Genomic DNA, 24834 nt, shown 5'->3' with positions numbered 1-24834 from the left:
GGGGACGGGTACGGGTACGGGGTACGGACGCCGCCGGCCGTCCCGGCGCTGCTCGCCCTGGGTGCCGCTGCATGCCGGTGGCCGGGGCACCCGGGGGCGCCATCGCCTGGGTGTCCGGCGTGGCGGGGCTGGGTGTGGTGCTGGTTGCCATCTGGCTGTTTGCTGGTTATCGGTGGCTGGGTTCCCTGGAGGGCGGGTTCGGGGCGGCTGCTGGGTGCGGTGTCGGGCTGGGCGTCGTGCTGCTTGCCATGCGGCTGTGTGCTGGACGTCGGCGGCTGGGTCCCCAGGAGGGCGGGGTCGGGGCGGCCGGGCTGGGCGTGGCGCCGGGCGGGGCCTGGCCGTGGTGTGCCGGATGCCCGGCTAGCGGCATCGGGCCGTTCGCCGAACCGCGCGCCGGCGTGGTGATCACCGCCGTCCGGCCGGTCGCCCGGCGCGCGGCCCGTGGCGTCACTGCCGGCTGACGGTGCGGGTGACGCCCGCGACGACCGTGGTGGCCAGGATCCAGCCCATGACGATCAGGACGTACGACAGGGTCTGGTACCCGCCCTCCGGGGCGAAGGCGTTCTCCTGGCCGAAGGAGATCACCGGCAGTAGCAGGTCGAGCGTGTAGAAGACCGGGTCGAAGTCCGGGGACTCGGCCGGTTTGAGCGGCGGCGGGGGGCGGAGGCCGTACGTGACCGAGCCGATGGCGAGCAGCGACAGCAGCCATCCGCCGGCCCGCAGCGGACGGAAGCCGTACCCGACGGCGGCGTCCTGGAGGAGGCCCCAGGCCCTGCCGTACCAGGGCAGGGTGCGGCGGTGCCGGCGCTGCTTGGCGAGCTGGACCCGCCGGGCCGCGTCATCGTCGCCGGTCCTGCGGTAGGCGGCCGTCAACTGCTCGTACGCGTAGGGCACGTACCCGTCGCCGTCCCTTTCCAGCATCGGCAGCCGCCGCTCGGCGGGCTCGTGCGGGGCCAGGGCGGTGAAGGTGAGGTCGCTGAGGTACACCTCGTCGGGCAGCATCTCGGGGCCCAGGGTGAGGATGTCTATCTGGGAGCGGCGCAGATTGAGGGCGCCCACGACGCGGTCGCCGCGCCGCAGCCACAGCTCCCCGATGACACAGCTGCTCGCCCGCAGTGCGGTGCCGCCGGGCCGGGACAGGCTCGCGTGCAGCAGATCCAGGGTGCCCGGGATGCGGGCGCCCCGGAAGTCGAGCCGGCCGCGGGCGCGCAGGCAGGAAGCGCCGACACCCGACCCGACGACGAGGCTCTGCGCGTCCAGGGCGGTGCCGTCGGGCGCGTCCAGCTCGGCGTCCCTGAGGTTGAGCGTCCCGGAGACGGACGCGCCGGTGAGCCGCACCTGCCCGCGCGTGCGCAGTCCGGGGGCCCACAGATCGGCGCCGAGGACGGCCTGGTTCAGCTGGAGCACCGGCCCCTCGGCGTCAGGGGCGTGGATCCGCGCGCTCTCCAGGTACAGGCTTCCGGTGATCTCCGCACCGCCGAGCCGTACCGTCCCGCCGAAGCGGGTACGGGTCAGCCGCAGTACGCCGTCCACCCGGACCGCGTGGGAGACCAGCCCGGGCAGCACGGACTCGCTCAGGTTCAGCTCGCGCAGCCGCGCCGCGTACAGCCTCGGCACGTCGTCGAAGTGGCAGTGCCGCAGCCGCACCGGGTGGTCGACCGTCGCGTACTGCAGCTCCAGGGGGCCGGTGACGCGCGCGCCCGCCACACTGAGCGAGGCGGTCTCGCCCTCGCGCTGCGGGCCCGCGAGGAGCAGGGCCCGCAGCACGCGGGCGCGCACGGTCCGCTCCGGGCCCCAGCTCCCGCCGCCGGCGGCGTCCTCGTCGGGCGAGGCCCGGAAGTCCACGGCCTCGCCCGTGGCGAACGCCCGCCATACACGCGCCTCGGCCGGTGTCAGGTCGTTGATCTCCATCGCGGGGACTCTGACCCGAACCGGCCGGTCGCGTCAACGTGTTGCCACCACGTCGTGCTACTTCTTCGCCGCCTCCACGGCGTGCCCGCCGAACTGGTTGCGCAGCGCGGCGATCATCTTCATCTGCGGCGAGTCCTCCTGGCGGGACGCGAACCGCGCGAAGAGGGAAGCGGTGATCGCCGGCAGCGGCACCGCGTTGTCGATGGCCGCCTCGACGGTCCAGCGGCCCTCGCCCGAGTCCTCCGCGTAGCCGCGCAGCTTGTCCAGGTGCTGGTCGTCGTCGAGCGCGTTGACGGCGAGGTCCAGCAGCCAGGAACGGATGACCGTGCCCTCCTGCCAGGAGCGGAAGACCTCGCGGACGTTGTCCACGGAGTCCACCTTCTCCAGCAGCTCCCAGCCCTCGGCGTACGCCTGCATCATGGCGTACTCGATGCCGTTGTGGACCATCTTGGAGAAGTGCCCGGCGCCGACCTTCCCGGCGTGGACGTAGCCGTAGGGACCCTCGGGCTTGAGGGCGTCGAAGATCGGCTTGAGGTCGTCGACGGTCTCCTTCTCGCCGCCGACCATCAGGGCGTAGCCGTTCTTCAGGCCCCACACACCGCCCGAGACACCCGCGTCGACGAAGTTGATGCCGCGCTTGCCCAGCTCCTCGGCGTGCTTCTCGTCGTCCGTCCAGCGGGAGTTGCCGCCGTCGATGACGGTGTCGCCGGGCTTGAGGAGCGTGGCGAGCTGGTCGATGACGTGCTGGGTGGCGGCGCCGGCCGGGACCATCACCCAGACGGCGCGCGGCCGGTCCAGCTGCTCGACGAGGTCGACCAGGCTGCCGACGTCGGCCCGCTCGGGATTGGTGTCGTATCCGACGACGGTGTGGCCGGCGTTGCGCAGACGCTCGCGCATGTTGCCGCCCATCTTGCCGAGACCAACAAGACCGATCTGCATGTCAGTGCACTTCCTTCAGTTCACGGTAGGCGGCCACCAGCGCGGCCGTGGACGGATCGAGGCCGGGCACGTCGGCGCCCTGGGTGAGGGCGGGTTCGACGCGCTTGGCGAGGACCTTGCCGAGCTCGACGCCCCACTGGTCGAAGGAGTCGATGTTCCAGACCGCGCCCTGGACGAACACCTTGTGCTCGTACAGCGCGATCAGCTGGCCGAGGACGGAGGGGGTCAGCTCGGTGGCCAGGACGGTCGTGGTGGGGTGGTTGCCCTGGAAGGTGCGGTGCGGCACCTGCTCCTCGGGCACTCCCTCCGCCCGGACCTCCGCGGCGGTCTTGCCGAAGGCGAGCGCCTGCCCCTGGGCGAACAGGTTGGCCATCAGCAGGTCGTGCTGGGCCTTCAGCTCGTCGCCGAGTTCGGCGACGGGCCGGGCGAAGCCGATCAGGTCGGCCGGGATCAGCTTGGTGCCCTGGTGGATCAACTGGTAGTAGGCGTGCTGCCCGTTGGTGCCCGGCGTGCCCCAGACCACGGGCCCCGTCTGCCACTCCACGGGGTTCCCCTCGCGGTCGACGGACTTGCCGTTGGACTCCATGTCGAGCTGCTGGAGGTACGCCGTGAACTTCGACAGGTAGTGGCTGTACGGCAGGACGGCGTGCGACTGCGCACCGAGGAAGTTGCCGTACCAGACCCCCAGCAGTCCCAGGATCAGCGGCGCGTTGGCCTCCACCTCGGCGTTGCGGAAGTGCTCGTCGACGATGCGGAAGCCGTCGAGCATCTCCCGGAAGCGGTCCGGGCCGATGGCGATCATCAGGGAGAGGCCGATCGCCGAGTCGTAGGAGTAGCGTCCGCCGACCCAGTCCCAGAACTCGAACATGTTGGCCGTGTCGATGCCGAAATCGGCGACCTTCTCGGCGTTCGTCGACAGCGCGACGAAGTGCTCGGCGACCGCCTTGTCGTCGCCCTTCCCGTCGCCGCCCAGCCCGTCCAGCAGCCAGGAGCGCGCCGAGGTGGCGTTGGTGATCGTCTCGATGGTGGTGAACGTCTTGGACGCGACGATGAACAGCGTCTCGGCCGGGTCCAGGTCGCGGACCGCCTCGTGCAGGTCGGCGCCGTCGACGTTGGAGACGAACCGGAAGGTGAGCGAGCGGTCGGTGAAGGCGCGCAGCGCCTCGTAGGCCATCGCCGGGCCGAGGTCGGAACCGCCGATGCCGATGTTGACGACGTTGCGGATGCGCTTGCCGGTGTGGCCGGTCCACTCGCCGCTACGGACCCGGTCGGCGAAGTCGGCCATCCTGTCCAGCACGGCGTGCACCTTGGGGACGACGTTCTCGCCGTCGACCTCGATCACCGCGTCCCGCGGGGCGCGCAGCGCGGTGTGCAGCACCGCCCGGTCCTCGGTGATGTTGATCCGTTCCCCGCGGAACATGGCGTCACGCAGCCCGAACACGTCGGTGGCGGCGGCCAGCTCACGCAGCAGGCCCAGCGTCTCGTCGGTGACCAGGTTCTTCGAGTAGTCGATGCGCAGGTCGCCGACGCGCACGACGTACCGCTCCGCCCGCCCCGGATCCGCGGCGAACAGCTCGCGCAGGTCCGGGTGCGCCAGCGCGCCCGCGCGGTGGTCCTTGAGGGCGGTCCACTCGGGCCGCCGGGTCAGCTTCGTGGAGTCAGACATGGACGGCGTTCTCCTTGGGGGCCTCGCCGCGCAGGGCGATGGCGTACATCTCGTCCGCGTCGAGGCGCCTGAGCTCCTCGGCGATGAGTTCGGAGGTGGAACGGACCTTGAGCGCGAGGGTGCGCGGCGGCTGGCCGGGCAGGGTCATCGTGGCGAGCGGGCCCTCCGGCCGGTCGATGACGATCTCGCCGTTCGCGGTGCCGAGGCGGACGGCCGTGACGACCGGTCCGCCGGTGACCACCCGGTCGACCCGGACGCCCAGCCGGGCCTCCAGCCAGCGGGCCAGCAGCTCGGCGGCCGGGTTGTCCGCCTCGGCCTCCACGACCGCCGAGGTCACCGGCACCCGCGCCTGGTCCAGTGCCGCGGCCAGCATGGAGCGCCACAGCGTCAGCCGGGTCCAGGCGAGGTCGGTGTCGCCCGGCGCGTAGGAGCTGACCCGGCGCTCCAGCGCCTCCATCGGCCGCTCGACCGCGTACAGGTCGGTGATCCGGCGCTGCGCCAGCGCGCCCAGCGGGTCCTTGGCCGGGTTGTCGGGCGCCTCCACCGGCCACCACACGACGACCGGGGCGTCCGGCAGCAGCAGCGGCAGCACGACCGAGTCGGCGTGCTCGGAGACCTCGCCGTACATGCGCAGCACGACCGTCTCGCCGGTGCCGGCCTCGGAGCCCACCCGGACCTCGGCGTCGAGGTGCGAGCGGGTGCGGTCGCGCAGGTTGCGGGCGTGCCGCTTGATGACGACCAGGGTGCGCGAGGGGTGCTCGCGCGAGGCCTCCTCGGCGGCCTTGATCGAGTCGTAGGCGTTCTCCTCGTCCGTGACGATCACCATCGTCAGGACCATGCCCACGGCCGGGGTGCCGATGGCCCGGCGGCCCTGCACCAGCGCCTTGTTGATGTTGCTTGCCGTGGTGTCGGTCAGGTCGATCCTCATGGCCTGCGCCAGCTCCGTCCGTCTCGTGCGAGCATCTCGTCGGCTTCCCGGGGACCCCAGCTGCCCGAGGCGTACTGCGCGGGCCGCTCGTGCGTCGCCCAGTACTCCTCGATCGGGTCGAGGATCCGCCAGGACTCTTCCACTTCCTGGTGACGGGGGAACAGGTTGGCGTCGCCCAGAAGGACGTCCAGGATCAGCCGTTCGTACGCCTCCGGGCTGGACTCCGTGAAGGACTCGCCGTAGGCGAAGTCCATCGACACGTCCCGGATCTCCATCGACGTGCCCGGCACCTTGGAGCCGAACCGCACCGTCATGCCCTCGTCGGGCTGGACGCGGATGACGATCGCGTTCTCGCCCAGCTCCTCGGTGGCGGTGGTGTCGAACGGCGAGTGCGGGGCCCGCTGGAAGACGACCGCGATCTCGGTGACCCGGCGGCCCAGCCGCTTGCCGGTGCGCAGGTAGAACGGGACGCCCGCCCAGCGGCGGTTGTCGATCCCCAGCTTGATCGCCGCGTAGGTGTCGGTCGTGGAGGCCGGGTCGATGCCCTCCTCGTCGAGGTACCCGGGCACCTGCGCGCCGCCCTGCCAGCCGCCCGCGTACTGCCCGCGCACGGTGTGCCGGCCGAGGTCGTCCGGCAGCTGCACCGCCCGCAGCACCTTCAGCTTCTCGGTGAGCAGCGACGCGGCGTCGAAGGAGGCGGGTTCCTCCATCGCGGTGAGCGCCATCAGCTGGAGCAGGTGGTTCTGGATGACGTCGCGGGCGGCGCCGATGCCGTCGTAGTAGCCGGCCCGGCCGCCGATGCCGATGTCCTCGGCCATGGTGATCTGCACGTGGTCGACGTAGGACCGGTTCCAGATCGGCTCGTACATGGTGTTGGCGAACCGGAGCGCCAGGATGTTCTGGACGGTCTCCTTGCCCAGGTAGTGGTCGATGCGGAAGACCTGGTCCGGGTCGAAGACCTCGTGCACGAGAGCGTTGAGTTCACGGGCGCTGTTCAGGTCGTGCCCGAACGGCTTCTCGATCACCGCGCGGCGCCAGGAGCCCTCCGGGGCGTCGGTCAGCCCGTGCTTCTTGAGCTGCTGGACGACCTTCGGGAAGAACTTCGGCGGCACCGAGAGGTAGAAGGCGTAGTTGCCGCTGGTGCCGCGGGAGGCGTCCAGCTCCTCGACGGCCTTGCGCAGCTGTTCGAACGCGTCGTCGTCGTCGAAGTCGCCGGGGATGAACCGCATGCCCTCGGCGAGCTGCTGCCAGACCTCCTCGCGGAACGGCGTGCGCGCGTGCTCCTTGACGGCGTCGTGCACGACCTGGGCGAAGTCCTGGTCCTCCCAGTCCCGGCGGGCGAAGCCGACCAGGGAGAAGCCCGGCGGCAGCAGACCGCGGTTGGCCAGGTCGTAGACGGCCGGCATGAGCTTCTTGCGGGACAGGTCGCCGGTGACGCCGAAGATGACCAGCCCGGACGGGCCCGCGATCCGGGGGAGGCGGCGGTCCTGGGGATCGCGCAGGGGGTTGCTCCAGTCGAGGGGTGCCGCGGGGGCGACGGCCTTCTCTTCCGCCGCCGCTCCCTTGGCGCCCTTGCCGGCACCGGCCGTCCCGGACTTCTTGGAGGTCCGGGCCGCCCTGGCCGGCTTGACCGCCTCGGGCGTGCCGGCGGCGCGGGCGTCCGCGGCCTCCTCGGCCTGGAGCGGCCCCGCGGCCTCCTGGGCCGTCCTGGCCTCCTTGGCCTCCTTCGTCGCCTTGGTCTCGTGGACCGTCGTAGCGGGAAGGTCCTCGCTCATTCCCCGTCAACTCCCTTGCTGTCGAGGGACTTCGTCACGGCGTCGAGCAGGTCCTGCCAGGCCACCTCGAACTTGGCCACGCCCTCCTGCTCCAGCTGCTCCACCACCTCGTCGTACGAGATGCCGAGCCGTTCCACGGCCTCGAGGTCCGCCCGGGCCTGGGCGTAACCACCGGTGACCGTGTCGCCCCGTACGTCACCGTGATCGGCGGCGGCGTTCAGGGTGGCCTCCGGCATCGTGTTCACGGTGCCGGGGGCGACCAGCTCCTCCACGTACAGGGTGTCCCGGAATGCCGGGTCCTTCACACCGGTGGACGCCCACAGGGGGCGCTGGGCGTTGGCGCCGGCCCCGGCCAGGGCGGCGAACCGGTCCCCGGGCCGGGTCGCACCGCCGACGGAGCCGAATACCTGTTCGTACGCCTCGTAGGCCAGGCGCGCGTTGGCCAGCGCCGCCTTCCCCTTGAGGGCGAGGGACTCGTCCGTGCCCAGCAGCGTCAGGCGCTTGTCGATCTCGCTGTCGACGCGGGAGACGAAGAACGAGGCGACGGAGTGGATGTCCGCCAGGCCGATCCCGGCCGCCCGCGCCTGCTCCAGGCCGGCGAGGTAGGCGTCCATCACCTCGCGGTAGCGCTCCAGGGAGAAGATCAGCGTGACGTTGACGCTGATGCCGGCGCCGATCACCTCCGTGATCGCCGGCAGGCCGGCCTTCGTCGCCGGGATCTTGATCATGACGTTGGGGCGGTCGACCAGCCAGGCCAGCTGCCGCGCCTCGGCCACCGTGGCCTTCGTGTCGTGGGCGAGACGGGGGTCGACCTCGATGGAGACCCGGCCGTCCCGTCCGCCGGTGGCGTCGTAGACCGGACGCAGGACGTCGGCGGCGGCGCGGACGTCGGCGGTGGTCATCATGCGGACCGCCTCGTCGACGGTGACGCCCCTGGTCGCGAGGTCGGCGAGCTGCTCCTCGTAACCCTCGCCGGAGCCGATGGCGGCCTGGAAGATCGACGGGTTGGTGGTGACGCCGACGACGTCCTTCGTCGCGATCAGCTCGGCGAGGTTGCCGGACTCGATCCGCCGCCGCGACAGGTCGTCCAGCCAGATGGAGACGCCCTCGTCGGACAGGCGTCGCAGTGCTCCCGCGGGCGCGGTTGCTTCGGTCACAGTGATCATCTTCTCTTTCTGCGGGTCGGGTCAGCCGCGGGCGGCGGCCAGGGACTCCCTGGCGGCGGCGGCGACGTTCTCGGCGGTGAAGCCGAATTCGGCGAACAGGGTCTTGGCGTCGGCGGAGGCGCCGAAGTGCTCCAGGGAGACGATGCGGCCCGCGTCCCCGACGAACCGGTGCCAGGTCAGGCCGATACCGGCCTCCACGGCCACCCGGGCCCGCACGGACGGCGGCAGCACGCTCTCGCGGTACTCGCGCGGCTGCTCCTCGAACCACTCCACGGAGGGCATCGAGACCACGCGCGTGGCGGTCCCCTCGGCCTCCAGCCGCTCCCGTGCGGCCACGGCGAGCTGGACCTCCGAGCCGGTGGCGATCAGGATCACGTCCGGGACGCCGCCGGCGGCGTCCTCCAGGACGTACCCGCCGCGGGCCGCGTCAGGGTTGGGCGCGTACGTCGGCACGCCCTGGCGGGTGAGGGCGAGACCGTGCGGGGCCGGGTTGGTGGAGTGGCGCCTGAGGATCTCGGCCCAGGCGGTCGCGGTCTCGTTGGCGTCGGCCGGGCGGACGACGTTCAGACCGGGGATGGCGCGCAGGGCGGCCAGGTGCTCCACCGGCTGGTGGGTCGGGCCGTCCTCGCCGAGGCCGATGGAGTCGTGCGTCCACACGTACGTCACCGGCAGCTGCATCAGGGCGGACATGCGCACCGCGTTGCGCATGTAGTCGGAGAAGACCAGGAAGGTGCCGCCGTAGACGCGGGTGTTGCCGTGCAGCGCGATGCCGTTCATCTCCGCGGCCATCGAGAACTCGCGGATGCCGAAGTGCACGGTGCGCCCGTACGGGTCGGCCTCCGGCAGCGGGTTGCCCTCGGGCAGGAAGGAGCTGGTCTTGTCGATCGTGGTGTTGTTGGAGCCGGCCAGGTCGGCCGAGCCGCCCCACAGCTCGGGCAGCACCGGGCCGAGGGCCTGGAGGACCTTGCCCGAGGCGGCGCGGGTGGCGACGGCCTTGCCGGTCTCGAACACCGGCAGGGTGTCCTCCCAGCCGTCCGGCAGCCGGCCGGCGACCACGCGGTCGAACAGCGACGCGCGCTCCGGCTGGTCGCCGCGCCACGCGGCGATCCGCTTGTCCCAGGCGGCGTGCGCCTCGGCGCCCCGGTCCAGGGCCCGGCGGGTGTGGGCGAGGACCTCGTCGGCGACCTCGAAGGACCGCTCCGGGTCGAAGCCGAGGACGCGCTTGGTGGCGGCCACCTCGTCCTCGCCGAGCGCGGAGCCGTGCGAGGCCTCGGTGTTCTGGGCGTTCGGTGCGGGCCAGGCGATGATCGTGCGCATGGCGATGATGGAGGGGCGGCCGGTCTCGGCCCGCGCCGCCGTCAGGGCCGCGTACAGCGCGTGCACGTCGACGTCACCGCTCTCGGCGGGCTCGATCCGCTGCACGTGCCAGCCGTACGCCTCGTACCGCTTCAGCACGTCCTCGGAGAACGCGGTCGCGGTGTCGCCCTCGATGGAGATGTGGTTGTCGTCGTACAGGAAGACTAGGTTGCCGAGCTTCTGGTGCCCGGCGAGGGACGACGCCTCGGCGGAGACGCCCTCCTGGAGGTCGCCGTCGGAGACGATCGCCCAGATGGTGTGGTCGAAGGGGGACTCGCCCGCGGGGGCCTCGGGGTCGAACAGACCGCGCTCGTAGCGCGCGGCCATCGCCATGCCGACCGCGTTGGCCACGCCCTGGCCGAGCGGGCCGGTGGTGGTCTCGACGCCCGCGGTGTGGCCGTACTCGGGGTGCCCCGGCGTCTTCGAGCCGTGGGTGCGGAACGCCTTGAGGTCGTCCAGCTCCAGCTCGTACCCGGCGAGGTAGAGCTGCGTGTAGAGGGTCAGCGAGGTGTGGCCGGGGGAGAGGACGAAGCGGTCACGGCCCGCCCACTCGGGGTCGGCGGGGTCGTGACGCATCAGCTTCTGAAAGATCGTGTACGCCGCCGGCGCGAGGGCCATCGCCGTGCCGGGGTGCCCGTTGCCGACCTTCTGCACGGCATCGGCCGCGAGGAGGCGGGCGGTGTCGACGGCACGCCGGTCGAGGTCGGTCCATTCGAAGCGGTCCGCGCTGTCCGCAGTGTGCGTGCTCATCTTCAAGAAATCCTCGATCGGAGCGTAGGGGCTGGTCTGACGTGTTCAAACTTAAAAGTCTGACTTTTTGGAGTGAAGGTCGTCCTGTGCCAGCCTGTGGTGAAACTGGGACACGCCCCGGCGCCTCGGCGTACGGGTGGGACGGCGCGAGAAGGACATGGCGGACGAAAACATGCAAGACGGCGACGGTGACGGCGGCGGGATCAGAACGCTCCCCTTCCCGGTCGATCTCAGCCTCCTCGGCGTCGGCATGCAGGTCGGTCCCATGGGGGCCGGCCGCACCTGGCACACGCACGCCCCACTGCACCGGGTGCACCGCATCGACTTCCACGTCGTCATGCTCTTCACCGGCGGCCCGGTCCGGCACATGATCGACTTCGCCGAGTACGAGGCGACCGCCGGCGACCTGCTGTGGATCCGCCCCGGACAGGTCCACCGCTTCTCACAGACGAGCGAGTACCGCGGAACGGCGCTGACCATGCAGCCCGGCTTCCTGCCCCGCTCCACCGTGGAGGCCACCGGCCTCTACCGCTACGACCTGCCGCCCCTGCTCCACCCCGACGAGGCGCGGCTCGCCGCGCTGACGGCCTCGCTCGACCACCTGCGGCGCGAGTACGAGGACGCCACCACCCTGCCGCTCAGCCTGCACACCGCGGTACTGCGCCACACGCTGTCGGCGTTCCTGCTGCGCCTGGCCCATCTCGCGGCCAGCTCCGCGCGGGCGCCGGGGCAGGGGCGGGCGGACACGCCGGGGGACAGCACCTTCACCCTCTTCCGGGACGCGGTCGAGCGGGGCTTCGCCACCAACCACAGCGTCAGCGCCTATGCCGACGCGCTCGGTTACTCCCGCCGCACCCTCGTCCGCGCGGTGCGCGCCGCCACCGGCGAGACGCCCAAGGGGTTCATCGACAAGCGGGTCGTCCTGGAGGCCAAGCGACTCCTCGCCCACACCGACATGCCGATCGGCCGGGTCGGCGCGGCGGTCGGCTTCCCGGACGCGGCGAACTTCTCCAAGTTCTTCCACCAGCACACGGATCTGACGCCGGCGGCGTTCCGGGCGGAGCTGCGCTGAGCGGCCCGCGCGGGCATGGGGAAGGGGCTCCACGCGCGCGTGGAGCCCCTTCCCCATGCCCGTCGTGTCCGGGCGCCCGGGTGGTCCCGGGCTCCCGGCGGTCAGGAGCCGTGGAGTGCGCTGCCCGACTTCCACTTCTTCCAGGCGAGGTTCCAGCCGTTGAGGCCGTTGGCCGGGTCGACGGTCCGTTCACCCGAGCCGCCCGCGTTCTTCACGATCACCACGTCACCGAGCCGGGAACCGGTGTAGAAGGCGTGGCCCGCCGTGGCCTCGTCGTCCCCGCCCTTGGCGTCGTGCAGGCCGATGCAGCCGTGCGTGGAGTTGCTGTGCCCGAAGACCGAGGCGGAGGTCCAGTAGTTGCCGTGGATGAAGGTGCCCGAGGTGGTCAGGCGCTGGGCGTGCGGCACGTCCGCGATGTCGTACTCGTGGCCGAGCCCGACCGTCGAGGACTCCATCCGGGTCTGTGCCAGCCGCTCGCTGATCACCATGATCCCGGACCAGGTGGTGTGGTCCTCGTTCCCTCCCGTGACCGGGTAGGTGGCGAGCGTCCTGCCGTCCCGCTCGACGGTCATCCGCTTCGCGGCCAGGTCGACGGTGCTGATCTGCGCACGGCCGATCGTGAAGGCGACGTCCTTCGACCGGGCGCCGTAGACGCCGTCGGCGGCTTGCACACCCGCCAGGCGCAGGCGGACCGTGACCTTCGTGCCGGGCGCCCAGTACTTCTCGGGGCGGAAATCGAGCCGGGTGTCGTCGAACCAGTGGCCGACCACCTCGACGCCGGGGTCGGCGGTCACCGTGATCGCCCGCTCGACCGCGGCCTTGCGCGTCACGGCATGCGAGAAGGTGATCGACACCGGCATCCCCACGCCGTACGTGCCGCCCGCCTCGGGGGTGACGGAGGCGGTCAGCGTCTTCCGGGCGGCGGTGGGGGTCCCCTCGGCCGCGCGCGCCGGGCCGCCGCCCAGGCCGGTCAGTGCCGCCGCGACCGGCACGGCGCCGAGCGCGGCGAGCACCCCGCGTCGGGACCACCCGGTCTGCTGGCCGGCCCGGTCGGGTATGTGGGGGTTGCTCACTGCGTGCGGCCTTTCTGCGGGGTCAGGAGATTCAGGATGACGAGTGCAGTCTGTACCGTATATCCGGCCCGCCGCTGTGGGCGCCCGGCAGAGGGCTGTGACGGCTGTGAGAAATGTGGCAGACGAGCACACGCGTGCGGCCCGTCGCTCTCCGTGGCCCGTCCGTTGCGGCATGGCCGACGTCGTCCCCGCCGCACGCGCCGCACGCGCCGCACCGCCCGTGCGCCCTGCGCGCAGCGCCTGCGTGCCTCCGTGCCCTGCGCCCTCCGTGCCCTGCGCGCACCGTGTCCTCCGCGCCCGTGTCCTCCGCGCGCACCAGGTCCTCCGCGTGCACCGGGCCCTCCGGCTCTTCCGGGCTCTCCGGCCCCTGCGCGCCCTCCGGCTCTTCCGGGCTCTCCGGCCCCTGCGCGCCCTCCGGCCCCTGCGCGCCCTCCGGCCCCTGCGCGCCCTCCGGCCCCTGCGCGCCCTCCGGGCCCGGCGGCCCGGCAGCGCCGTCGTCGCCGGGACCGGTGGTGTCCGTACGGACGTGACGTCGACCGGCACCCTTTGCCAGGACGCGAGCGGTGTGCCCCGCCCCCGGTGTCGCGGGCCGGCCCGTGGCCCGGCGGTCGGCGGGGCTCCGCGCCGGACGTGCCATGATCGGCACCAGGCGGAAGTGGGCCGGGCGACGGGAGGCGCGGACATGAGGCTGACGATTCTGGGGGGCGGCGGTTTCCGGGTGCCGCTCGTGTACGGGGCGCTCCTCGGGGACCGTGCCGAGGGCCGCGTGACGCATGTCGTGCTGCACGACCTGGACGCGGACCGGCTGTCAGCGGTGACCCGGGTCCTGGCCGAGCAGGCGGCCGGGGTGCCCGACGCGCCGGCGGTGACCGCCACGACCGACCTGGACGAGGCGCTGCGCGGGGCCGACTTCGTCTTCTCCGCGATCCGCGTCGGCGGCCTGGAAGGGCGTGCCGACGACGAACGGGTGGCGCTCGCCGAGGGGGTGCTCGGGCAGGAGACGGTCGGCGCGGGCGGCGTCGCCTACGGACTGCGGACCGTCCCGGTCGCCGTCGACATCGCGCGCCGTGCGGCCCGGCTGGCACCGGACGCCTGGGTCATCAACTTCACCAACCCGGCCGGTCTGGTCACCGAGGCCATGTCCCGGCACCTCGGCGACCGCGTCATCGGCATCTGCGACTCGCCGGTCGGTCTCGGCCGCCGTATCGCCCGCGTGCTGGGCGCCGACCCGGACCGGGCCTTCGTCGACTACGTCGGCCTCAACCACCTCGGCTGGGTCCGCGGCCTGCGCGTGGCCGGACGCGACGAACTCCCGCGGCTGCTCGCCGATCCGGCGCTGCTCGGCTCCTTCGAGGAGGGCCGGCTCTTCGGCCCCGACTGGCTGCGCTCTCTCGGCGCGATCCCCAACGAGTACCTGCACTACTACTACTTCAACCGGGAGACGGTCCGCGCCTACCAGGAGGCCGAGCGCACCCGCGGCGCGTTCCTGCGCGACCAGCAGGCCCGCTTCTACGAGGAGATGCGCCGCCCCGACGCCCCGGCGCTGGCCACCTGGGACCGCACCCGTGCCGAGCGCGAGGCCACGTACATGGCCGAGAACCGCGAGTCGGCGGGCGCGGGCGAGCGCGAGGCCGACGACCTGTCCGGCGGGTACGAGAAGGTGGCGCTGGCCCTGATGCGGGCCGTCGCCCGCGACGAGCGCGCCACCCTGATCCTCAACGTCCGCAACCGCGGCACGCTGTCGGTCCTCGACCCCGACGCCGTGATCGAGGTCCCCTGCCTGGTCGACGCGAACGGCGCCCACCCGGTGGCCGTGGACCCGTTGCCGGGTCACGCCACCGGCCTGGTCTGCGCGGTCAAGGCCGTCGAGCGCGAGGTGCTGGCGGCGGCCGAGTCCGGCTCCCGCGCGGCAGCGGTGCGTGCCTTCGCCCTGCACCCCCTCGTCGACTCGGTCAACGTCGCCCACCGCCTCGTCGACGGTTACACGGCCGTCCACCCGGGCCTGGCGTACCTCAGGTAGGGCGGCCGTTCCACGGCGGGCGGCGGGGAGAGGCGTGGCATGCACGGCCGGGGGAGCGCGCCCTCCCCGGGGCGCAACGCGCCTCACCCGGATGCGCCGGGGTGGGCCGGGGCCCCGGCCGCAGAAGCGAGCCGCCCTTGTGACCGGGCACCGCGATGTGATCTCGTGGGGCGGAACGCGCGTCCGGAAGGGGTGGGGATGACGTCGACGGCCGGACGTCCGGGGCAGCTGTGGGCGATCAGCGACTTGCACATCGGTTATGCGGAGAACCGCGCCCTGGTCGAGGCGATGCGCCCCGAATCCGACGACGACTGGCTCCTGGTGGCCGGTGACGTGGCGGAGACCGTCTCCGCCGTCCGCTGGGCCCTCGGCACCCTCGCGGAGCGCTTCCGCCGGGTCGTCTGGGTCCCCGGCAACCACGAGCTGTGGACCCACCCCAAGGACCCGGTCGCCCTGCGCGGCGTCGCCCGCTACGAGCTCCTCGTCGAGATGTGCCGCGAGCTGGGCGTGACGACACCCGAGGACCCCTACCCCGTGTGGGAGGGAGCCGGCGGACCGGCGGTCGTCGCGCCGCTGTTCCTGCTCTACGACTACTCGTTCCTGCCCGCCGGATGCGCCACCAAGGACGAAGGACTGGCGTACGCCCACGGCACCGGCATCGTGTGCAACGACGAGTTCCTGCTCCACCCCGACCCCCACCCGAGCCGTGAGGCCTGGTGCCGGGCGCGGGTCGCCGAGACGGAACGCAGGCTCGCCGCGCTCCCCGCGGACCTGCCGACGGTCCTCGTCAACCACTACCCGCTCGACCGGCACCCCACCGACGTCCTGTGGCACCCCGAGTTCGCCATGTGGTGCGGCACCCGGCTGACCGCCGACTGGCACCGCAGGTTCCGCGTCGACACCATGGTCTACGGGCATCTGCACATCCCGCGCACCACCTGGCACGAGGGCGTCCGCTTCGAGGAGGTGTCGGTGGGCTACCCCCGCGAGTGGCGCAAGCGGAGCGGGCAACCGGGACGGCTGCGCCGCATCCTGCCGTCGCCGTCGCGCGAGGAGGTGGCCCGGTGATCGAGGAACTGCTGCCCGACACCGTCGTCGTCGTGGAGGCGCACGGACACGACGACGCCGGACACCCGCCCCTCTATCCGGAGGAGGAGGCGCTCGTGGCGCGCGCGGTCGCCAAGCGACGCCGCGAGTTCGCCGTCGTACGGTCCTGCGCCCGCCGGGCCATGGAGAAGCTCGGCGTGCCCGCGCAACCCGTGCTGACCGGTGAGCGCGGCGCGCCGCGCTGGCCCGCCGGCCTGGCCGGCAGCATGACCCACTGCGACGGCTACTGCGCCGCCGCCCTGGTCCGCGCCACCGACCTGGCCTCCCTCGGCATCGACGCCGAACCCGACGGGCCGCTCCCGGACGGGGTCCTGGCCGCCGTGTCCCTGCCCGGCGAGGCGGAGCGGCTGCGCCGACTCGCCGAGGAGCGGCCCGGCATCCACTGGGACCGGCTGCTGTTCAGCGCCAAGGAGTCCGTCTACAAGGCGTGGTTCCCCCTCACCGGGCAGTGGCTGGACTTCATGGAGGCCGACATCGAGATCGCCGTGGACCCGGATGATCCGCGCCGCGGAACCCTGCGCGCCGAACTCCTGGTACCGGGGCCGCGGGTGGGGGGCCGGCGCCTCACCCACTTCCGCGGCCACTGGACCGCCCGGCGCGGCCTGGTCGCCACGGCGGTGACGGTCCCGCACGCCTGAGCCGCCCCCCCGGCGGGTACGCGCCCCGGTGACCCAGGCCCACCGCCGCCCGCCCCCGGCGGGTGCGCGCCCCGGTCGGCCTGGGTCACGGGCGCCCGCACCAGTGGGTCAGCAAGCGGAAGAACGCCTCCTCGTTCCCGGCGAGTCCGGCGGCCTCCAGCGCCTGCTCCGCCTCGGCCAGGACGGAGGGCGGGACGACGGGCGGCCGAGGGGCGCCCGCAGGTCCCTCCGCGGTGTCGAAGCCGGCCCGCACGGTGTGCAGGAGCCGCAGGTACGCCTGAACGGCGGTGCGCTCACGGTCGGTCAGTACGGCGGTGGTCATCGGTCGGCTCTCCCCACAACGACGTCAGCGGTCACGCGCCCCGCCACGGCGGCGGCACACTCCCAGCTTGCCGTCCGCCACTGACAATCACCCCGGCCCTCGCCCCGCGCCCCGCACGTCGCATCCGGCGCGGGCCGCGTCGAGCCGCCGGACCAGGTGCCCCTGCGACGCGCCCCGCCAGACGTACCCGCCGCACCGGCCCGCGCCGTGACGGCCCGTCGGCCGGGGCCGGCACCAGCCGGCCGACGCAGTCTGAAGGTCTCGGCGTCCCTCTCGTCACCTCGCACGGCGCGTACGCTCGCCCCTGCCGTGCCGTGCCGTGCCGGGGCGGTGAGCGTCAGTTCCTCGGCCGGCTCGCCGCACGCGCGGCGCGTGCGTCTGCCCACCGGTGCCCTGCCCCTCCCGGGCTCACGACTCGGGCCGCTTGACGCTCTCCAGGAGCATGTCCAGCCACTCGGCGACCTTGTCACGGTGCTGGTCGGTGGGCAGCTGAGCCGCCCGCCAGGCGATGCCGCGCACGCCGTGGTCCTGCAACAGCCGTTCCAGCGGGTCGTCGGCGGCGACCGCCGCCTCCCGCTCACGGTCGGCGAGCTGCTGCAACAGCTCCTGCTCGGTGTGCCGCAGGGCGTCCGCGAGCGCCTCGGGGTCCTCGGCGGTCAGGAATCCGGCGTGCACCCGGAAGAACCGCTGGATCGCGTCGCAGTGCTCCATGGTGGGCCGCCGGTCGCCGTTGATGAGGGCCCCCGCCTGCTGCCGGGACATGCCGGCGCCGTCGGCGATCTCCTGCTGGGTGTACTTGCGGCCGTTCGGCTTCAGCCGGGTGCGGCGCAGCAGGTCCAGCCGCTGCACGAACCGGGCCTGCACATCGGGCTCGCCCGCCGGGCGCCCGCACAGCAGGGCACTCACCACGTCCTCGGGGACGCCGGAGGCGGCGGACAGGCGGCCGACGTCGAAGACCTCGGCGTGCGGCACGCCGAGCCGGTCCGCGAGTGCGGTGACGCGGGCGACGACGGCGGGCAGTACGGCCGTCGGAGGGGCACCCGGACCCTCGAAGCCATCCGTCACCGACTGATCTTCTACGTCTCTCACAGGCCTCACAGGCTTCTCACACGTGCTTGCCGTGAACTCCCGGAGAGTAGCCTGCCGTTCGAACCCGCATCCAGGTCTCGCCACAACTGTGGCCAATTTCAGCCGTCAACAGGCATGAAATGCCACGATAGTTGACACGCCTCGCGTCGGGGCACCAGGATCGGGTCGCCGCGAGAAGGCCGCATAGGCAAGAGGGGTGACCTCCCGATGGCATTTCAGGCAGGAGGGCAGCGGCCGGCGCCGCGGCCCGCTCCCGCGACCCCCGAGGCCCAGGCGTATCTCCAGGACTACTCCACCCTCCTGGAAGCCGTTCCCTTCCCGTCCCTCGTCGTCGACCACCGGTGGGACGTGGTGCTGACCAACGGCGCCTTCCGCACCCTCTTCGCGGGGGCCGGGCCGCATCCGACGGCCATGCCGGGCGACAACTTCCTCAGGTTCGTCCTGTTCCACCCCGACGCGTCCGCGGTCCTCGGGGAGCACGAGTCGAGCTGGTGCCTGCCCATGCTGGCGCACTTCGCCGCGACCCTGGAGCGGTACGGCCACGACCACGGCCTGCAGGGCGTGCGCCGCGACATCGCCCAGGACCCGATCATGGAGGCCGCCTACCGGCAGGGCCTGCCGCACTGGATGCGCGCCGTCGGCGCGGAGGCCGTCGAGCACGACGGTGCCGTACGGCCCCTGCACCACCCCGACCCGCGCTGGGGTTCCACCGAGTGCAGGGTCGTGGTCGAGACCCCCAGGGCACTGGAGGAGCTGGGGTACAGGCGGTTGACGCTGGTCCTGCGCGAGCCGCACCGTCCGCCGAGCACCCGCCGCGGCGCCTCCCACCTGAGGGTGGTCCCCGCCGCCCGGTGACCGGGGCCCTGCCCGCCCGTGCACGGCTTCCCCCGCATCGGGGAGGCGTCCGCCGGGGGACTGTCGGTGGGTGCCTCTACTCTTTCGCCATCGTCACAGCGGGCGCGCCGATGGGCCGCCGGACGTGCTGTGCCGGATTCCGGATCAGGAAGAGGCGAGGAAGCAATGGGTTGGCTGGCAGCGGGCGGCACCTATGAAGTCGCTCTCGTGGAGGGACAGGTGGTGGCCCGGTCCGCGTCGGGAGCGTCGTCCCCCGCCGGGCAGGTGACGACCCTGCCGGCCGAGATACGGGACCGTCCCGAAGTGCACGAGCTCCAGCGCTTCGCCGAGTGGCTGGAGCGGCACGCGGCCGAGTGCACCGCGCAGGTCTCCCACTGGATGGTGTCCTCGCTGCCGGTGCCGACCGCCCTGCTGGCCCAGGTCTGGCCCGACGAGGCGTGGCAGGCGGCCCTGCGCGACATCGTCGTCGTCGGTGACGGCCCGGGCGAGGCCGGCTTCCTGCGCGACGTGGACGGGTCGGGCGGACTGCGGGTGGTCGACCTGGACGGTGAGACCGTCCGCCTGGCGTGCCGCACGGTGACCATGCCCCACCCGGTCCTGCTGCCGGATCTCGAGGAACTGCGCTCGTTCGCCGCCGAGTTGGGCGTGGTCCAGGGGGTCGATCAGATCCACCGCGCCACCTGGCGCAAACCCGGCGACCTCCGTGCCGGAGCCGTCAGCGTCAAGGAATTCGCCGGGGCCGAGTACCGCTCGTGGTTCCACCTCTCCTCACGCGTCACGTCGCTCGGCTACAAGGTGTCCGGCGCGTCGGCCGTGGACCGGATCCGGGACGCCGGGCGGATCGTCACCGCCTCGGTCGACATGGGCAACCCCTTCACCGAGGAGAAGGCCTGGACCGGCAGCCTGTCCTGGAGCGACCAGGACGGACGCCGGGTCCTCCCGCTGACCGACGTCGGCCCGGTGGCCTGGTCCGAGGGCATGCGCATGGCGGCGGCCCTGCACGCCGGCCGCACCGTGACCGCGGACGGCGCCGAGTGAACGACGGCGCGGACACCCAGGAGAGGCACGCAGGCATGGACGACGCGACGACGCGGGACGGGGCGACGGCAGTGGCAGGGAGAGAAGCGGGCTCGGCGGCAGGCGCCGAGGTGGAGGAGCTGCTGCGCGCCGGTGCCGTACTGCCCCCCGGCACCACCGGGGCGGGCGACCGTGCCGTGCCCATGGTCACCCAGGCCTACCGGCATCCCGGCCTCGACGGACGCGTCGTCGTCCGCCTGACCGCCGCGGACACCACGGAGCCGGACGAGGGCCCGCGCACCGGCTTCCTCGGCCTCGAACCCGAGGGCGAGCCCGTGGAGGTGGGTCTCGGGCAGCCCCGCGCGCTCGGCTTCCCCGAATGGGTGCTGGTCCGGCACCCCTCCGACGGTCACCTGGCCATGTCGCTGGTCGAGGAGATGAACCAGGTGGCACGGACGGTGAGATCCAGGCGGAAGAAGGCCCGCGCCACCTACGAGTCGATCGGCGAGCGGCTCGCGCGATCCGTACCGCACTTCCTGCCGACCTTCTACGAGCAGGCCGGCCGGGTCTTCCTGGGGGTCGACGAGACGGCGTACGCGTCGCAGATGTTCGTCAACGCGCGCAAGGCGGAGACGGCACACGCGCTGCCGTTCGACGAGGCGCGCATGGACGCGGTGTTCCTCGAGTTCGCCCTGGCCGACGCCGTGCCGGCGAAGATACTGTCGAGCTACGCCAAGGGGCTGTCGTCGCGGGTCCCGGCCGCGACGGCGTTCCGGCACCTGCGCGGGCTCTTCGTCCGGCTGGCGGCGCACGGCGTGCCCCCGTCGAGTCCGGGCGCGACCGATCTGCGCCGACTGGCGAAGGCGGTCGCGGGCAGGAACGCCCTCGCCGAGGAGATGGCCTACCTGCGCGAGATGCTGCCCCTGCCCGGCACCGTCAAGGCACCGCCCGGCTGGTGGAAGGCCCACCGTCCCGCCCTGCTGGAACTGACCCGGCAGGAGCCCGCCGTCCGCGGCACACTGCTGGGGCTGCTGCCCGAGGACTGGGAACGGGAGGACCTGCCCCAGTGGCTGGACCTGCTGGAGAAGTCCGGCGCCACCGCCGGGCTGTGCGACGCCACGCTGCCCGCCGAAGAGCGCTCCCCGGACGGAACGGCCGGCTGGGTGCGCAGGTTCCTGGAGCTGTGCCGCACCCGCAACTGGCGCCTCGCGCCGACGGAGCTGTACCCGCTCGTCGACCGCCTGGCCGACACGCTGCGCGCCGAACTCGTCGCCTCCGGCGGCACGTTGCCGCCCCCGGTCAGTGACGTGGACCTGCTCGACCAGCTTCTGGCGCTGCGCGTCCCGGTCGCGGACCCCGGAGAACGCCAGGGGCTCAACCTGCCGGAGTGGGCGGCCCGCGACGGGCGGCGCGACCTCGTCGCCCTGGAGGCCGACGCCCGTTTCCGCGAGGCCTTCCGGCGCGGCTGCCCCACGTACGAGCGGGAGGGCATCGACAAACGCACCGTCACCGCGCTGGCACAGGCCCCCGGCGGGCGGCCGATGCTCGCCGAGTGGGTGGCCGAGGTCAGCCGGAAATACCTCACCGCGGGGCTGGGCGAGTTCTCCCGCCTCCGCGGTCCCCTGGAGACCCTGAGCTGGCTGCCGGGCGAGATCCTGGCGACCGCCGAGAAGGAGGTACGGGAAGCGCTGGGCACCGGCATGGCCCCGGTGCTCGCCCGCACCCTCCGCACCGGCATCATCGACGAACTGGGCTGGCCCGCCTGGGACGAGGCGGTCGGCTCGCCCGAATCCGGGGAGGCGGCGTCCGGCATCCGGGTGAGCGAGGCCTGGCCGCACCTCATCGTCCTCAACGGCACACAGGTCCGGGTGGTCGGCGCGGAGGGCACGGTACTCGGGCACGAGCTGAGCCTCCCGGACAAGGCGGACCGCGGGAGCCCCGACGTCCGGTACGTGGACGGCGGGCTGCTCGTCTCCTGGTACACGTACTCCACGGGCAGCTCCCACGGCTACTGGCACGACGCCGATGTCTCGTCGCCGCTGCCGGTCGACGGCGACGTCCGCCACTCCTACGTGTGCGCGGTGGACGGGAGCAACGGGATGAACGGCATGCCGCCCACCTCCCTCCCCCTGCCCGGAGGCGGCCGGACCACAGGGCACGGCGTGCTGCGGAGAGGGGACACCCTCGTTCCGCCGAGGCGGCAGGTGATCGGCGACGGCACGTCGTACTGGGTATGGGTCAAGGACTGGGCCGACGAACGGAACAGCGCCTGGTACGCCTACGACCCGCTCAGCGACACGCTGGGTGAACGCGCAGCGCCGGAGTGGTTCACCGAGGGCGTACGCACCGCCCCGGAGGGCAGCACCCTCGACACGGCCTGGCTGTTGCCCGCCCCGTCCGCGGCGCCGGGGCCGGTGTGCGCACCGGTGGACGGGCTGCTCGGCTGGCGTGTGACCACACTGCCCGACGGTTCGCGGCGGGGCGAGGACCTGGCCGGGCGCTCGGTCGTCGTACCCCCCGGCATGGGTGGGAGCCCGGAGCACGCGCTGGTGTTCCCCGGCACCGACCGGCCCGTGACCGTGATGCGGTGGTCGAGCGACATCCGGCTGCTCGACGCGGACGGCAGGGTGGTCGCCGAGGTCCCGCGTGCCCAGACGGCCGGCCCCTTCAGCGCCGGCACCGCCCTGCTGCCGCCCCTGCGCTACTGGCACCTGCTCCAGCCCCGCGACCCGCAGGGCTCCGCGGCCCTCCGGCAGGTCGGTGAGGACACCGCGGCGGCGCTGCTGGCAGCGGCCGTGGCGGAGACGCCCGGCGCCGACGGGACGGACGACCGGGACGTGTTGCCCGGCCTGGTCCGCACCCTGCTGCCGCAGGCCGGCCACGAGGCGCTGCGCGCCGGCATCACCGGCGTGGCGCGGTACGCCGCCGAGCAGCAGCGGGTCCTGGACGCGGTGCTCGCACGGCTCGACTCCGCGGTCGGGGGGGAGTCCGCGGAGGAACCGCGGCCCGCGCTCGACGACAGCCTGCTCGCCTCCGCGCTGAACGGTGTCGGGCTGACCGAGCGCGACAAGCGCGGGTACGTCCACTTCCAGCGCGGCATCTTCGGACTCCCGCGCCTGCTGGCCCGGTCGATGCGGGGCCTGGCCGAGCCCGCGCCCGCCGGGAGCGTGCACGTCTCCCTGGCCAAGCGGGAGACGCTGGAGATCGTGAACGCCCTGGCCCTGCCCGAACTGCCCGCCGTCCTGGCCCTGCGGGCCGCGTCGGAGGCCACCGTGGCGGAGCACCGGCAGGCCCTCGACGCGTACCTTGCGGAACTGGACGCGGAGGAACTGACGGAGCTGGAGCCCGCTCACTGGCGCCGGGTCCGACTGGTCCTGGACCACGAACTGTTCACCGGGCCCGGGGCCGTGCAGGGGTATCCGAAGGCGGCCGTGCTCGACCTGGGCGGCGGCGCGTTCCTCGTCTTCCCCGGCGACTGGTACAGGTTCGTCCGCGAGTACGACCCGGCCGGGATCAGGGGACGGCAGTACGGCGCTGTGTTCCACGACCCGTCCGGCCGCTTCGAGACACCGGCCCCCTACACCCTGGTGTCCGACGAACCGTTCGTACCGGAGCCGACCCGGGCACCCGGCTGGGTCGCGGCCTTCCGCGCCGAGATCGCGCGGCGCGGCCCGGCACCCTGGCGCCCGGAGGCCGCCGAGGAGTTCGCCCGGCTCACCGGCGTCACCCCGACCACGGCCCGGCTGGTGATCGCCGGAATGCCGCAGATCGACAACAAGCGCGAGGCCGTGCCCTCCGCGACGCTGAAGACCATCGGGGTGAAGTCCGCCGACGCCCGCGTGGCCAAGGACGAACTGCGGTCCCTGGACATCGGCGCCCTGCGGGCCGTCGTGGCGGCACTGCTGCCCAGCGAGCCCTCCCGGCTGTGGACGGACGGTCCCGACGTGGTCGCCGCCGCCGAGGTCTGGAACGAGCGGCTGGGCCGGCGTGCACCCGTCCCCGAGGAGGTGCTGCACGACGCGGTCCGCACCATGGCCCCCGTGGGATGGGCACCGGCCGACGCCCTGCGGGGCTTCCTCGACGTGGCCGCCGAGCCCCGGCTGAGCCAGGACCTGACCTGGACCACCGGCCGTTACCGCCTCGAAGCCTCCGAGGGCACGCCCGGCTTCGACGGCCACGTCCTCAAGGGGGCGGTGCCGTTGGCCGCCTGGCTCGCCCACCGCCTCCCGTCGGGTGACCCGGTCCGCGCCGTCCTGCCCGGGGTACTGACCGCGATACGCGACCGGCTGGCCCATCCGGGACTGCTGGTCGAACTGGGCGGGCACGTCGCCCTGGAGGCCTACCGCCGGGCCGCCGGGGAACCCACGGAGACCGGCGAGGACTTCGCACGCTACGGCGCCGTCGTGCTGGGCACCGGGGGCTCCCGCGTGTACGCCGCCGTCCGGACCGCGCTGCTGGACCCGGCCGGGAACGACCCCCACCTGGCGGCGCTGTTCCCCGGGGAGGGGCCGACCGTCACCGAGAGGGTCCTGCGCCTGGTCCACGACCAGCGGTTCGCCGACCTGCTCGCCGACCCCGGGGACCCGGTGGCGGGCGAGCGCGACAAGGACGGCCTGTGGTGGCCGCAGGACCCCGCCCGGTCCGTGCCCGACCTGGTCGGCGAGGTGGCCGAGCGGTACGGCATCGGCGAGGACGCCGCCGTCGTCTATCTGATGCTGCTCGCGATGCCGGACCCCACCGACCGCAACACCGCCCGCTGGACCGGCTGGGGCGGGCAGCGCGGCGGAACCGCCCGCCTCCGTGCCGCCCGCGCCGAACTCGCCGCCACCGACCTCGTGGTCGAGGGCAACCGCCCGAAGGCCGGACGCTCACTGTTCCTGCCCGGCGGCTGGACCCAGCTCGCCAAGCCGCACCTTCCGCTGGAGCGGTGGAAGCTGCCGATGTACGACCTGCTCGACGGGGAGAACGCCGTCCTGGGCGTCGTCGTGCCCACCCGGCCCGTCGCCGGTCTGTACCGGGAGGCCTGGCGGCGTGTCCAGGACGGGGACGAGCCGCGACTGGAGGAACTGGCGGTGCCGCGACCGCGCAGGCGCCGCCGCTGAGTTCCGCCCCGCGAGGGGACGGCCGCCGCGCGCGGCCGTCCCCTCGCC

General features: G+C 73.2%; 18 protein-coding genes. 8 read left to right on the top strand and 10 right to left on the bottom strand.

What is annotated here, in order from left to right:
* Positions 1-110: 110 nt before the first annotated feature.
* Positions 111-461: a hypothetical protein gene (locus tag KUM32_RS15075; RefSeq protein ID WP_217142383.1), complete on the top strand. Its 351-nt coding sequence runs from the start codon at positions 111-113 to the stop codon at positions 459-461.
* Here KUM32_RS15075 and KUM32_RS15070 read toward each other — a convergent pair.
* From KUM32_RS15070 to tkt, 7 genes are read right to left on the bottom strand one after another with little or no spacing between them, the layout of a single operon-like run.
* A complete protein-coding gene (locus KUM32_RS15070; protein ID WP_217142382.1) occupies positions 448-1911 on the bottom strand; it encodes a membrane-associated oxidoreductase in 1464 nt (487 codons plus the stop codon). The two genes, KUM32_RS15075 and KUM32_RS15070, sit on opposite strands and share 14 nt — an antisense overlap.
* 57 nt (positions 1912-1968) lie before the next feature.
* Complete coding sequence (gene gnd, locus KUM32_RS15065) at positions 1969-2850, bottom strand: phosphogluconate dehydrogenase (NAD(+)-dependent, decarboxylating) (RefSeq protein WP_217142381.1); 882 nt, start codon at positions 2848-2850, stop codon at positions 1969-1971.
* Position 2851: 1 nt separating this feature from the next.
* Complete coding sequence (gene pgi / locus KUM32_RS15060) at positions 2852-4516, bottom strand: glucose-6-phosphate isomerase (protein WP_217142380.1); 1665 nt, start codon at positions 4514-4516, stop codon at positions 2852-2854.
* The gene (gene opcA, locus KUM32_RS15055) at positions 4509-5444 is read right to left on the bottom strand and encodes a glucose-6-phosphate dehydrogenase assembly protein OpcA (protein WP_217142379.1); all 936 of its coding nucleotides are present in this window, start codon (positions 5442-5444) and stop codon (positions 4509-4511) included. Before opcA ends, pgi begins: the two co-directional genes overlap by 8 nt.
* Complete coding sequence (gene zwf / locus KUM32_RS15050) at positions 5441-7219, bottom strand: glucose-6-phosphate dehydrogenase (protein ID WP_217142378.1); 1779 nt, start codon at positions 7217-7219, stop codon at positions 5441-5443. The genes opcA and zwf overlap by 4 nt, the downstream gene beginning before the upstream one ends.
* Positions 7216-8385, bottom strand: a complete 1170-nt coding sequence (gene tal, locus KUM32_RS15045) for a transaldolase (RefSeq protein WP_217142377.1) — start codon at positions 8383-8385, stop codon at positions 7216-7218. The genes zwf and tal overlap by 4 nt, the downstream gene beginning before the upstream one ends.
* A 21-nt stretch (positions 8386-8406) precedes the next feature.
* Entirely contained in the window at positions 8407-10491 is a 2085-nt protein-coding gene (gene tkt / locus KUM32_RS15040) for a transketolase (protein WP_217142376.1), read from the bottom strand.
* Between the two features lie 157 nt (positions 10492-10648).
* Here tkt and KUM32_RS15035 point away from each other — a divergent pair, with 157 nt between their 5' ends.
* Positions 10649-11563: an AraC family transcriptional regulator gene (locus KUM32_RS15035; protein WP_217142375.1), complete on the top strand. Its 915-nt coding sequence runs from the start codon at positions 10649-10651 to the stop codon at positions 11561-11563.
* A 101-nt stretch (positions 11564-11664) separates the two neighbouring features.
* Here KUM32_RS15035 and KUM32_RS15030 read toward each other — a convergent pair whose 3' ends face one another.
* Positions 11665-12699, bottom strand: a complete 1035-nt coding sequence (locus KUM32_RS15030) for an Ig-like domain-containing protein (RefSeq protein ID WP_374227515.1) — start codon at positions 12697-12699, stop codon at positions 11665-11667.
* Between the two features lie 619 nt (positions 12700-13318).
* Here KUM32_RS15030 and KUM32_RS15025 point away from each other — a divergent pair.
* The 3 genes from KUM32_RS15025 (at position 13319) to KUM32_RS15015 (ending at position 16401) form a co-directional block, all read left to right on the top strand.
* Positions 13319-14656, top strand: coding sequence for a 6-phospho-beta-glucosidase (locus KUM32_RS15025; RefSeq protein ID WP_217142373.1), 1338 nt, complete (start codon positions 13319-13321; stop codon positions 14654-14656).
* 198 nt (positions 14657-14854) lie between these two features.
* On the top strand, positions 14855-15724 hold the full coding sequence (locus tag KUM32_RS15020; protein ID WP_217142372.1) for a metallophosphoesterase: 870 nt from the start codon (positions 14855-14857) through the stop codon (positions 15722-15724).
* Positions 15721-16401, top strand: coding sequence for a 4'-phosphopantetheinyl transferase superfamily protein (locus KUM32_RS15015; RefSeq protein ID WP_217142371.1), 681 nt, complete (start codon positions 15721-15723; stop codon positions 16399-16401). Before KUM32_RS15020 ends, KUM32_RS15015 begins: the two co-directional genes overlap by 4 nt.
* Positions 16402-16486: 85 nt before the next feature.
* Here KUM32_RS15015 and KUM32_RS15010 read toward each other — a convergent pair whose 3' ends face one another.
* Together KUM32_RS15010 and KUM32_RS15005 are read right to left on the bottom strand one after the other, a co-directional pair.
* Positions 16487-16723: a hypothetical protein gene (locus tag KUM32_RS15010; protein WP_217142370.1), complete on the bottom strand. Its 237-nt coding sequence runs from the start codon at positions 16721-16723 to the stop codon at positions 16487-16489.
* Positions 16724-17131: 408 nt separating this feature from the next.
* Positions 17132-17788, bottom strand: coding sequence for a helix-turn-helix transcriptional regulator (locus tag KUM32_RS15005; protein ID WP_217142369.1), 657 nt, complete (start codon positions 17786-17788; stop codon positions 17132-17134).
* Positions 17789-18019: 231 nt separating this feature from the next.
* Between KUM32_RS15005 and KUM32_RS15000 the strand changes: the two genes are divergently transcribed.
* The 3 genes from KUM32_RS15000 (at position 18020) to KUM32_RS14990 (ending at position 24786) form a co-directional block, all read left to right on the top strand.
* Positions 18020-18667: a hypothetical protein gene (locus KUM32_RS15000; RefSeq protein ID WP_217142368.1), complete on the top strand. Its 648-nt coding sequence runs from the start codon at positions 18020-18022 to the stop codon at positions 18665-18667.
* Between the two features lie 165 nt (positions 18668-18832).
* Positions 18833-19705, top strand: a complete 873-nt coding sequence (locus KUM32_RS14995) for a DUF4132 domain-containing protein (RefSeq protein ID WP_217142367.1) — start codon at positions 18833-18835, stop codon at positions 19703-19705.
* Between the two features lie 35 nt (positions 19706-19740).
* Entirely contained in the window at positions 19741-24786 is a 5046-nt protein-coding gene (locus tag KUM32_RS14990; RefSeq protein ID WP_254405570.1) for a DNA-binding protein, read from the top strand.
* Positions 24787-24834 lie beyond the last annotated feature (48 nt).

The sequence above is a fragment of the Streptomyces sp. AC627_RSS907 genome (genome assembly GCF_019049165.1).
Note: the sequence above shows the minus strand (reverse complement) of the source record. Positions and strands in the feature narration are given on the sequence as shown.